Annotated in this window: 8 protein-coding genes; 2 read left to right on the forward strand and 6 right to left on the reverse strand. The window is 68.8% G+C overall.

The window, feature by feature from the left end; all coding sequences use genetic code 11:
* Positions 1–4: 4 nt before the first annotated feature.
* The 6 genes from ROJ8625_RS16285 to ROJ8625_RS16310 all read right to left on the reverse strand — a co-directional run bounded on the left by ROJ8625_RS16285 (position 5) and on the right by ROJ8625_RS16310 (position 7896).
* The gene (locus tag ROJ8625_RS16285; RefSeq protein WP_159456786.1) at positions 5–1024 is read right to left on the reverse strand and encodes an alpha/beta hydrolase; all 1020 of its coding nucleotides are present in this window, start codon (positions 1022–1024) and stop codon (positions 5–7) included.
* Positions 1017–2720, reverse strand: coding sequence for a dipeptide ABC transporter ATP-binding protein (locus ROJ8625_RS16290; protein WP_085792986.1), 1704 nt, complete (start codon positions 2718–2720; stop codon positions 1017–1019). The genes ROJ8625_RS16285 and ROJ8625_RS16290 overlap by 8 nt, the downstream gene beginning before the upstream one ends.
* A complete protein-coding gene (locus ROJ8625_RS16295; RefSeq protein WP_085792987.1) occupies positions 2720–3685 on the reverse strand; it encodes an ABC transporter permease in 966 nt (321 codons plus the stop codon). Before ROJ8625_RS16295 ends, ROJ8625_RS16290 begins: the two co-directional genes overlap by 1 nt.
* Positions 3682–4659: an ABC transporter permease gene (locus ROJ8625_RS16300; protein ID WP_085792988.1), complete on the reverse strand. Its 978-nt coding sequence runs from the start codon at positions 4657–4659 to the stop codon at positions 3682–3684. The genes ROJ8625_RS16295 and ROJ8625_RS16300 overlap by 4 nt, the downstream gene beginning before the upstream one ends.
* A gap of 19 nt (positions 4660–4678) precedes the next feature.
* Positions 4679–6232, reverse strand: a complete 1554-nt coding sequence (locus ROJ8625_RS16305; RefSeq protein ID WP_085792989.1) for an ABC transporter substrate-binding protein — start codon at positions 6230–6232, stop codon at positions 4679–4681.
* 71 nt (positions 6233–6303) lie between these two features.
* Complete coding sequence (locus tag ROJ8625_RS16310) at positions 6304–7896, reverse strand: ABC transporter substrate-binding protein (RefSeq protein WP_085792990.1); 1593 nt, start codon at positions 7894–7896, stop codon at positions 6304–6306.
* 423 nt (positions 7897–8319) lie between these two features.
* Here ROJ8625_RS16310 and ROJ8625_RS16315 point away from each other — a divergent pair, with 423 nt between their 5' ends.
* Together ROJ8625_RS16315 and ROJ8625_RS21220 are read left to right on the forward strand one after the other, a co-directional pair.
* Positions 8320–9258, forward strand: a complete 939-nt coding sequence (locus ROJ8625_RS16315; protein ID WP_085792991.1) for a hypothetical protein — start codon at positions 8320–8322, stop codon at positions 9256–9258.
* Complete coding sequence (locus tag ROJ8625_RS21220; protein ID WP_085792992.1) at positions 9255–11438, forward strand: hypothetical protein; 2184 nt, start codon at positions 9255–9257, stop codon at positions 11436–11438. The genes ROJ8625_RS16315 and ROJ8625_RS21220 overlap by 4 nt, the downstream gene beginning before the upstream one ends.
* Positions 11439–11498: the final 60 nt, after the last annotated feature.

The raw sequence follows: 11498 nt of genomic DNA on the forward strand, positions 1-11498 counted from the left end.
CGTCCTAGCCGTCGGCGGCCATCGCGTCGCTCAGGAAGATCAGCACGTCGCCGATGACCGCGCGGATGAAGGCCGGGTCGTGCCCGCCCTCGATCACCCGCAGTTCCGGGTCGCGCCCGATCCGGCGCAGGTCGAGATACATCTCGAGCGTGCCGTCGTGAAACTCGAAATAGTCCTCGTCGCCGACCGCCAGCATCACCGCCGGCGGGGCGGGGAGGTCGGCCAGCGCCGCGACCTCGGCGAAGGGCGACTGCGCCTGCAGGACGTCCGGGTCGAATTGCCGGCCGGTGGTGTTCGGGAACCACGCCGCGCGCTGCTCGGCGGACAGCCGGTTGGTCGGCGCGCCGCGCTCGGACACGCCGCCGGGTTTCCAGATCGCGGGGGCGAGGGCGCCGACGGCCGCGAAGGTGTCGGGGTGCCGGAAGGCGAGGCGCAGCGCCCCGTGCCCGCCCATCGAATACCCGGCGATGGCGCGCTGCCCCTCGCCCCGGGTCGAGAACTCCGTATCCACGTGCGCCAGCAGGTCCCGCGCGATCGCGGTTTCGTAGTCGCCGGGTCCGTCGTAGCGCGCGCTGTCCACGTACCAGCTTCGCCCGGCGTTCGGCATCACGATGAGGGTCGGCGGCATGTCTCCGGCCGCGATCAGCCTGTCGGCGATCTCCTCGATCCCGACGGCGCCGATCCATTCGCGCGCGCTGGCCCCCAGTCCGTGCAGCAGGACGATCACCGGCAGCGGGCCGGCCGCGTCGCTGCCGGGCGGGACGTACACGCTGTAGTCGAGCCCGCCGGCGATGCCCGGGCTCGGCGCGGTCCGGTCGGTCAGGATGTCCGCCGCCGCCGGATGCGGAAGGAGGCAGGACAGGGCGAGGACCAGCGCGCAGGCGGCGCGGCGGGCGAACGGGCGAAACAGCGAGGCGAGCGGCACACGGACCTCCGGGGCGACGGTGCGGGCGGGCACCCGCCCTGTCGGCATGACCCGGGCCCGACCGGCGCGGAGCCGCGCGAAGAGACGGTGTTCAGGCACGCTGCAATGCCGTGTCGGACAACCCGTCGAGCCGGGGCATCAGCGACATCAGGTGGCGCGTGTAGTCGTGGCCGGGCGCGGCGAACAGATCCTCCGTCGCGGCGATCTCGACCAGCTTGCCGTCCTTCATCACGCCCACCCGGTCGCACATCTGGCGCACCACGGGCAGGTCGTGGCTGATGAACAGCATGGTGAGGTTCAGGTGATCCTGAAGATCCTTCAGGATGTTCAGGATCTGCGCCTGGATCGACACGTCGAGCGCGCTGGTCGGCTCGTCGCAGATCAGGAACTTCGGCTGCGTCGCCAGCGCGCGCGCGATCGAGATGCGCTGGCGCTGGCCGCCCGAGAATTCGTGCGGATACTTCAGCCCGGCATCCGCGCCGAGACCCACGCGGTCGAGCAGCTCGGCCACCCGTTGGCGCAGCGCGCTGCCGGTGAAGAGGCCGTGATGCCGCGCCGGTTCGGCGACGATGGCATCGACGCGCATGCGCGGGTTGAGGCTCGAGAACGGATCCTGGAAGATCATCTGGATGTCGCGGCGATACCAGTCCGGCACGCCGCGCCTGCCGGTGTTGATCGAGCGTCCGGCGTATCGCACGTCGCCCTCGTCGCTGGGAAAGAGGCCGGCGATCATCCGCGCCAGCGTCGACTTGCCCGAGCCGCTTTCGCCGACGAGGCCGAACACCTCGCCCTGGCGGATCTCGAACCGCGCGGCGTCCACCGCGGTCAGGTAGCGGCGGCGCGAGGCGCGGATCGCGCGGCGGGTCTGGAACTGCTTGGTCAGGCCGTCCACCTCGACCAGCGGCGTGCCGCGCGGGGTTTCGGGCATCGGCCAGTCGCGGGCCAGATCGGCGATGCGGAATTCCGTCACCCGCCCGCCGTAGCCGATCAGCGGGAAGCGCCCGAGCTTCACGTCCGGGCGCGGCACGGCGGCGATCAGCGACTGCGAATACGGATGCTGCGGATTGCCGAGCACCTCGCGCGTCGGGCCGCTCTCGACCACCTCGCCACGATACATGACGGTGACCACGTCGGTCGTGTCGGCGATCACGCCCATGTCGTGGGTGATGAGGATCACGCCAACCTGCCGCTCGCGGGCGAGTTCCTTGATGAGGTCGAGGATCTGCGCCTGGATCGACACGTCGAGCGCGGTGGTCGGCTCGTCCGCGACGATCACGTCGGGATCCGAACACAGCGCCAGCGCGATGACGACGCGCTGCCGCATGCCGCCGGAGAACTGGTGCGGATACTGGTCGGCGCGGGTTTCGGGATCGGCGATGCCGACGCGCTCGATCAGCTCCACGGCGCGGGCGCTGGCCTCGGTCTCAGACAGGTCGAGATGCAGGCGGATCGTCTCCACCAGCTGCTGGCGCACGGTGTAGAGCGGATTGAGCGAGGTCAGCGGATCCTGGAAGATCATCGAGATCTTGCGCCCCCGCAGAGCGCGCATCCCCTTGGCGTCGAGGCCCGAGATCGCGTCGCCGCGAAAGCGGATGGTGCCCCCGGCGATGCGTCCGGGCGGGTCGATCAGCCCCATGATCGCCGCGCCGATGGTCGACTTTCCGGCGCCGGATTCGCCCACGAGGCCGTGGATCTGGCCGGGCTCGACCGTCAGGTCGGCGTCCTTCACGGCGACGAAGGTGCCGCGGCGCGTCGGAAACTCGACCGTCAGGCCCTCGATCCCGAGAAGCGCCATCAGCGCAGCCTCGGGTTCAGCGCGTCGCGCAGCCAGTCGCCCAGCAGGTTCACGGAAAGCGCGAGCGCAAGGAGCGTGCAGGCGGGAAAGAACAGGATCCACCACTCGCCCGAGAACAGGAAGCCCTGACCGATGCGGATGAGCGTGCCGAGCGACGGTTCGGTCGGCGGCGCGCCGACGCCGAGAAAACTCAGCGTCGCCTCGGCGATGATCGCCAGCGCCAGCGAGATCGTGGCGATCACGAGAACCGGCGACAGCACGTTCGGCAGGATGTGTCGGACCATGATCGCCACCGGCGAGCGGCCGATCAGCCGCGCGGCCTGCACGTATTCCTTGTTCTTCTCCACCAGCGTGGCGCCGCGGACGACCCGGGCGAACTGCACCCAGTCCGACAGGCCGATGGCGAGTATCAGCGTCCAGATCGCCACCTGGTCGCGGTATTCGACCGGGGTGATGCCCTTGGCCACGCCGAAGATCAGCATCGCCACGAGGATCGCCGGGAACGTCAGCTGCACGTCGGCGATGCGCATGATGATCGTTTCGGTCCAGCCGCCGACATAGGCCGCGATCAGCCCGAGCGACACGCCGAGACTAAGCGCGAACAGCACCGCCGCGACGCCCACGAAGAGCGAGATCCTGAGCCCGAAGAGGATCGTGGACAGGACGTCGCGGCCCTGGTCGTCGCTGCCCAGAAGGAAGGTGTCGCCGGTGATGGCGTTGGTCTGACCCGGCGGTGTGAACCCGTTCATCAGGTTCAGTGTCGCGGGGTTGAACGGATCGTAGGGCGCGATCCACGGCGCCAGCACGGCGCCCAGAACGAGCACCAGCGTCACGAAGGCCGACACGAGCGCCACGGGCGAGTGACGGAACGCGTAGGCGAGGTCGCTGTCCCACGCGCGGTAGAGCCGGCCGGGTGGCCGCGGCGGCGCGCCGGCGGCCGGATCTGTCTCTGGACGGTCGGTCATGCGGCCTTTCCTTCCGCCCGGAGGCGCGGATCGATGGCGACGTAGAGCAGATCGACGACCAGGTTGATGCCCACGAACATGACCGAGATCAGCATGAGGTACGCGGCCATGACGGGGATGTCGACGAACTGGATCGCGTTGATGAAGAGAAGCCCGACACCGGGCCATTGAAATACCGTCTCGGTGATGATCGCGAAGGCGATGATCGAGCCGAGCTGGAGCCCGGTCACGGTGATGACCGGCACCAGCGTGTTCTTGAGCGCGTGACGGAAATGCACCGTCCGGTCGCGCAGCCCGCGGGCCCGGGCGAAGCGGATGTAGTCGGTGCGCAGCACCTCCAGCATCTCGGAGCGCACGAGCCGCATGATCAGCGTCATCTGGTAGAGCCCGAGCGTGATCGCCGGCAGGATCAGCGCCGACAGCCCCGAGCTGGTCAGGAACCCGGTGGGCCAGCCGCTCACCCATGTCACCTCGCCGCGGCCGTAGCTCGGCAGCCAGCCGAGCTCGACCGAGAACACGTAGATCAGCAGGATGCCGATCAGGAACGTGGGCAGCGACACGCCGATCAGGCTCAGCGTCATGATGACGTTGGCCGCGGTGCCGCGCCGCCGGATCGCGGTGAAGATGCCGAGCACGATCCCGAAGCCGAGCGCGAAGACCCCCGACACCGCCGCCAGCTCCAGCGTCGCGGGCAGGCGTTCGGCGATGATCTCGCCCACCGGGCGGCCCTGCCGGTAGGAGATGCCGAAATCGCCCTGCACCGCGCGCCCGAGGAAATCCCAGTACTGGACGAAGAAGGGGTCGTTGAGGCCGAGATTCTCGCGCAGCCGTTCGATGTCGGCCACCGTGCGCTCCTGCCCCAGCATGGTGTCGACCGGGTCGCCCACGTAACGGAACATCGCGAACGCCACGAGGCCCGTGACCAGAAGCACGAGCACCGATTGCAGGACGCGGCGCAGGATGAAGCTCAGCATGGCGTCGCGCTCCGGGCCGTCACTCCACCGTGACCCAGCGCAGGATGAAGAAATCGTCGGGCCGCTGCGTCAGGCTGACGTTCTCCTGCACGCCCCAGAGAAGCGGCTGGATATAGAGCGGCACGTAGACGGCATCCTCCTGGATGATGCGGGCGGTCTCGTCGAGCATGGCCTGGCGCGCCTCGGGATCGAGCTCGGACTGGATCTGCGGCAGAAGCTCGTCGATCCGATCGTTCGAGTATCCGCCGAAGTTCCACGTCCCCAGCCGCTCGCCCGCGGTATGCACGAGAAAGCGCAGCGGGTGCTCGGCGTCGAAGGTGCCGGGCGACCAGCCCAGAAGATACATGTCGAAGTTGCCCGCCCGCAGCTCGGGCCAGTAATTCTGCACCGGCATCGCGTTCAGCTGCGCCTCGAGCCCGACCTGCGCCAGCATCGACACGACCGCCTGGCAGACGCTTTCGTCGTTCAGGTAGCGGTCGTTGGTGCAGGAAAAGCCGAATCCGAACCCATCGGGATAGCCGGCCTCGGCCAGAAGCTCGCGCGCGCGCTCGGGGTCGTATTCGGGGCGCTCGGAATTGGCCTCCGAATAGCCCGACATGCCGTGGCCGACGAGCTGGCTCGCCGGTTCGGCGGAGCCACGCATGATGGTCTGCAGGATCGCGGGCACGTTCACCGCGTGCGCCACCGCCCGTCGCACCAGCGGGTCGGAGAACGGGTTGTCCGCCCCCTGGTCGGCGCCGCCGGTGAGCGTGTCGTGGTCGTGCGCGAAGCCCAGCATGATGACCCGCGCCTCGATCCCGCGGATCACCTCGACGCCGTCGGCCTCGTCGAGCCGCGCCGCGTCCTGCACCGGCACCGGGTTGATCATGTCGACCTCGCCCGACAGCAACGCCGCCACCGCGGTGGCGGAGTTCTGGATCGGCGTGAACTCGGCGCGGGTGACGTTGTGCTCGGGCTCGCCCCACCAGCCTTCGAACGGCACCAGCACCGTGGACAGGCCCGGCTGGCGTTCTTCGAGCCTGAAGGCGGCGGTGCCGTTGGCCTGCAGCGTCGCGGCGTTCTCCTCGTCGCGGGCGGGCCGTTCGGCACCGTTCTCCGCGGCCCAGCCGCTGTCCATCATCATCCAGTTGGCGATGCTGTCGGGAAAGAGCGGCTGCGGCGAGGTGGTCATGATGTCGACGGTGTAGTCGTCGACCGCGACGACCTCGGAGACCGGGGCGAACCAGCTCGATACGTCGGATTGCTCGGACGACGCGCGCTCGTAGGAAAAGACCACGTCCTCGGCCGTGAAGTCCGCGCCGTCGTGGAAGGTCACGTCTTCGCGCAGGGTGAAGCGCCAGCCCGCGCCGTCGTCGATCGGCTCCCACGCGGTGGCGAGCGCGGGCTCGATGCTCATGTCCTTGCCGCGGCGGACGAGCCCCTCGTAGACGTTGTTGAGAAAGCCCAGCACGGGAGTCGAGCTGACCGCGTGCGGGTCCATCGTCTGCGGATCGGTGGTCGAGGCCCAGCGGAACTCCTCGGCCGAAGCGGGCAGGGCGAGGAGCGCGGCGGCGGCACAAAGCGTCAGGCGCATGGTCTGTCGTCCTTTCGGGTCCAGCGAAAACGGCCCCCGCGGGGGCCGTCCCTTGATCGGGTCAGACGGCGTCACTCGCCGGCTTCGAAGTACTTGAACTTCACCTGGTCGTCGGCGTCCACGACAGTCTCCCATTCTTCGGAGATGCCCCAGTTCAGGATCTGGTGATGGATCGGCAGGTAGATCGTCTCGGCCTGCGCCATCTCCCACAGCGTGGCGATGTCGGCGTCGCGCGCGTCGGTGTCGACGTTCGACGACAGCGACACGATCATCGCGTCCATCTCCTCGTTCGAGAAGCCGGTGGCGTTCCAGCTGCCGCGATCCTCGCCCTTGGTGTGGAAGAGGAAGTTGAAGATGTACTCGCTGTCGTAGGTCGGAACGCCCCAGCCCAGCATGTAGAAATCCGTCTCCTCGTTGGCGATGAGCGGGAAGTGCTGCGCGCGCGGGACGGCCGAGAGGTTCACCGTGATGCCGATCTGCGCGAGCATGCCGACCGCCGCCTGGCAGATCGCCTCGTCGTTGACGTAGCGGTCGTTCGGGCAATCGAGCTGGATGGTGAAGCCGTCGCCGTAGCCGGCCTCTTCCATCAGCGCGTTCGCCGCCTCGACGTCGTATTCGGGGTATTCGTCGAGCGCCTCGGTCCAGCCGTTGACCGGCGGGGGCATGATGACGCCGGTCGGCTCGGACTGGCCGCGCATCACGACCTGCTGGATGGCCTCGCGGTTGAGCGCGATGTTCATCGCCTCGCGCACGGCCGGCTCGGCCAGCGGGTTCGCGCCGTCGACGTTGTCGCTCGACAGGTCGTCGGCGCCGACGTTCAGCCCGAAGAAGATGGTCCGGTTCTGCGGCGCGGTGATGACCTCGAGCCCGTCGGCCTCCTGCACACGATCGAGATCCTGCACCGGCACGTCCTGGATGAAGCCGACCTCGCCCGACAGGAGCGCCGCGACGCGCGTCGCGGGGTTCTGGATCGGGGTGAAGATGATTTCGGACACCGCGAGCGGAAACTCGTCGACGCCCCAGTAATCGGGGTTCGCGGCGAGCACGGTGCGCACGTCGGCCTCGCGGCTCTCGAGCGTGTAGGGCCCGGTGCCGTTCACGTTGCGCGCGGAGTAGGTGTCTTCGCCCGCCGCGTAGTCCTGCACCTCGGTCGCATCGTTCTCGGTCGCCCAGCCCTCGTCCATCATCATGATGTTGGTGAGGTTGTTGGGCAGGAGCGGGTTCGGCCCGTCGGTCACCACCTCGACGGTGTTGGGGCCGTCGGCGCGCACCTCGGTCACACCCGACAGAAGCTCCTTGAAGTTCGAGCTCTCGGACAGGGCGCGGTTCAGCGAGAACACCACATCGGCGCTGTCGAAGGTTTCGCCGCCGTGGAAGGTCACGCCCTCGCGCAGATTGAAGACCCACACGTTCGGATCGTCCTCGGACGGCGCCCAGTCGGTGGCGAGCGCCGGCTCCATCTCGCCTTGCATGTTGCGGATCACCAGCGGCTCGTAGACCTGCTGCATCAGCGTCGTGGTCGGCCCCTCGTTCTGGGCATGGGGATCGAGCGTCAGCGCCTCGGCGGCGCGGGCCCAACGCAGCGTTTCGGCCGAGGCCGGCAGCGCGCACAGCGCGGTCGCGGCCAAGAGCGCCCCGGCGCGGGCGGGATAGCGGTAGTTCATGAACGTCTCCCTGATCTCGGTTTCGTGTCGCGAAACTCTCTCGTGCGGTCGACTATTGGACGATCGGCGTATGATGACAAGGATGCGAGCCCCCGGCGCGCGCGTGATCCTTGCGCACTTGACGCGGGATACCGCGCCGCCTGCCTGCAATCTGGGCGGTTTCGAGCGGATCGGCGCGGGCGGCGCCGGCCGCTCGAGGGCTCGGGCCTGCGATCGGCGGGCGGCAGGGCCCGCGCGGCATCGGCAGAGATCCCCCTGCGGCGGGCGTTCGGGTCGATCGATTTCGTTATCCGTGATATCGTTGTGACAACGCATACGATTCGTTTTTCTTTTCCTATCGCCTCAAAGTTGTTTCCTTGGGTCGCCGACCGGTGACTGTCTTCACCGCCCCGGGCGCGCGGCCTCGCTGCCGGAGATTTTCAGATGAAACGGATTTCCCTGGCCCTGCTCGGGCCGCTCGTCACGTTCCTCATGTTGCCGCTCGCCGCCCCTGCACAGACCGGGGCGATCCCGTTCGAGGACGCGGTGGCGCGGGCCAACCTCGTGTTTGTCGGCGAAGTCGCATCGATCGAGTACCGCGAGCCACAGGACGCGCCCGAGGGCACGGACCTGCCGTTCACCTTCGTCACCTATACTGTCGATCGCGTCCTGCGCGGGGCGTGGGAGGACGCGCGGATCACGCTGCGCTTCGCGGGTGGCTATTCGCCGTCGAGCGGCCGCGTGAGCCTCAACCCGCTGGCGCCGATGTTCCGCGTCGGAAACCGTGACCTGCTGCTCGTGCGCGGGAACGGCGCGGCGTTCTGTCCGCTCGTGGGATGCGGGCAGGGGCGGTTCCGGATCGCCGAGGGCGCGGTCTATTCCAGCCTCGGCCTCGCCGTGCGGATCGGATCCGACGGCCGGACACGCCACGGCCCCGACGCGCTGGGGGACGCGGAGGTGGCGATGGACGTGCCCGCCGCGCCCGAACGCCGCCTGCGGGAGCTGCGCGCGCAACTGGACGCGTCCGACCTGACCGAGGCCGAGCGCGATCGGATGGGCGCGATGCTGCGCGTGCTGTCGCGGCCGCAGACGATCGGGGTGGCGCGGCGCGGGGCGCGGCCATCGCCGCCCGCGGCGCCGCCGGTCTCCGAAGCCGCGTTCCTGCGGCGGGTGCAGACCCTTGCCGATGCCGCGCCGGCGGCGCCCGCCGCCGAGCGCACGCTGTCCGCCGACGCGCCGTTCCGCGTGAGCCTGCCGGCCGCGACCGAGGCGCGCCAGCCGCCGAGTCGCCCGTCCGGGCCCGTCGTTCAGCGCGAGCGCACGCGCGAGCAGGTCCTGCTCGAGCGCAACGGCGGCAATCCCGTCCTGGAGGTGACGCCATGATTCGGGCTCTCGCCATCATCGCGCTCGTCGCGGCGCTGATCCTGCCCGAGCGCGCGCACGCCTATCTCATACAGTATGTGTGCGACGACAACCGGCCGATCGAACGATCGACCTTGAACCCGCTGTTCGAAACGCAGAGTTTCAACGGCGATCCGACCGGGGAGTTCGAGGAGGCGATCGCCGCCTTCAACCGCAACCCGACGAACCTCCGCTATTTCGGTGTGCAGCCGGATCTCAACCATACCGTGGGCTTCGGCAACGGGCACAACGATGTCTGGAGGGCCTTCGACCCGGCGATCTTTCCGGACGACGAGATCATCCTCTATTACAGCATGGTCATCGAAAGCTGCTGGATCGTCGAGGGCGACGTGGTCTTCAACGCCACCACGAACTGGGTCCAGACCGACGCCAAGGGGGACTACATTGCCTATGGCGACGATCCCGACGAGCGATCGGTGCCGCCGGTCGCGCTGGCGTCTCTGGCGTTCCTGACCGGGTTCCTGCAGGATTGTGGGACCTACAGCGCGACGGGTAGCTTCGAAGAGCATTTCTGGACGAATGGTTCGGATGCGGGGGTCTATCTCGGCGAGGACACGATCGCGGGCCTCGTGGATATCTACAGCGATGCCGGGCCGCCGACCCTGAGCTCTCCGGACGTCGCGGTGTCGCACTGGCGGCATGACGCCTGCGTGGACGGATTCGGCGATCACCGCCGGACGGAGGTCTTCGGCGTCGACGGCGACGTTCTCGACACGGTGCCGGGAGAGTTCGAGCCGCGCTTCGTCGCCGCGGCCGGCCAGACGGTCGAGCCCGTGTTCACCTACGAGAACCTCGGCAGCACGCTGGAGGAGGGAGTCGAGATCGGCTTCTACTGGTCCGCCGACGACACCATCACCACGATGGACCGGCGGCTCGGGGGGACGACGCTCGACTTCGTGCGCAACGACCCCGACACGCGGCGGTTTACGGTGGAGCTTCCGATCGATCTTCCGCAGGGCGACGGATACCTCGGCGTGATCGTCGACGAGACCGACGATATCGTCGAGGGGTTCGAGGCCAACAACGCCACCTATGTCGCGATGCGCGTCGACGGCACGGACCTCGACGGTGACGGCGATCCGGACGATGCGGAGGAGCCGTGGTTCCGCTACGCGGCCAAGGTCGTCTGCGGGCGGCAGGAGGACGCGGAGGACCTGCGGCTGCGCGCGGGCGTCTACGGCACCACGGTCAACGTGCTCAATCCGGATCTCGAGACGGTGCGCTTCGACAAGCGGCTGGCGGTGAGCTTCCCGCCCGACAAGCAGATCCAGGGCGAGACCTATGGCCTCGGGTTCGACACGCTCGATCCGTTGCGCGCGCTCGAGACGAACTGCGACCTGCTGATCGCGGAAGCCTTCGGCGGGCAGGCCCCGTCGCCCTATTTCGAGGGCTTCGTGGTCATCACCAGCCCCAGGAGCCTCGACGTGACGGCCGTCTATTCGACCTCCGGCCTGCCGCTGGCGGGGGCCGGCAGCGGGCCGGGCGCCGGGGGCCCGGACGACCTGCGCAACCCGTCGGCTTCGTGTCGTGACCGGTCCTGCGGGGGCGGCTGCTGCTACGGCGGCTGTTGTGGGTGCTGCGGCGGCTGCTGCGGCGGTGGCGGTGGCAACGGTGGGGACGGCGGCGATGGGGGCGACGGCGGCAACGGTGGCGGGATCGCCGCAGCCGCGCCGACGATCGACGTGGAGCAGATCCGCGAGCGGCGCGTGCCCCCGCCGCCGCCGCCGGCCAAGGGGCCGGATCTCCTGCCCGAGCCGACCTTCGAGGACGACGGCGTATTCGGCAACAATGCCTACTGCCTGGCTCCGGAGGACCTGAGCCAAGCGACGCACGTTCGTGTCCGGGTGCGCAACCAGGGCGACGTGGCCGCCGGCGGACCGTCGAACATCCGGGTCATCTTCGGGCGGAACGGGGAGCTGCCGCCGCCCGTCCTGGCGGACCCGGTCACCGGGACGCCCGACCTCGCGCCCGGTCAGACCGACGTGGACGACTTCCCGATCCCCGACGGCTGCTTCGGCGACTCGGAGGGCGAGGCGTGCCGATTCCGAATCGAGGCCGACTCGATGATGGCCATTGCCGAGTCGAACGAGGCCAACAATACCGACACCGGCTCGTGCGCCTTCCTCACGACCCCGGGGTAGGGCGAATGACGGACCTCGGACCCCTCGCGGATTTCATATTCAATTGCACAATGAAGCCGA

This window comes from Roseivivax jejudonensis (genome assembly GCF_900172265.1).
Classification (GTDB): domain Bacteria; phylum Pseudomonadota; class Alphaproteobacteria; order Rhodobacterales; family Rhodobacteraceae; genus Roseivivax; species Roseivivax jejudonensis.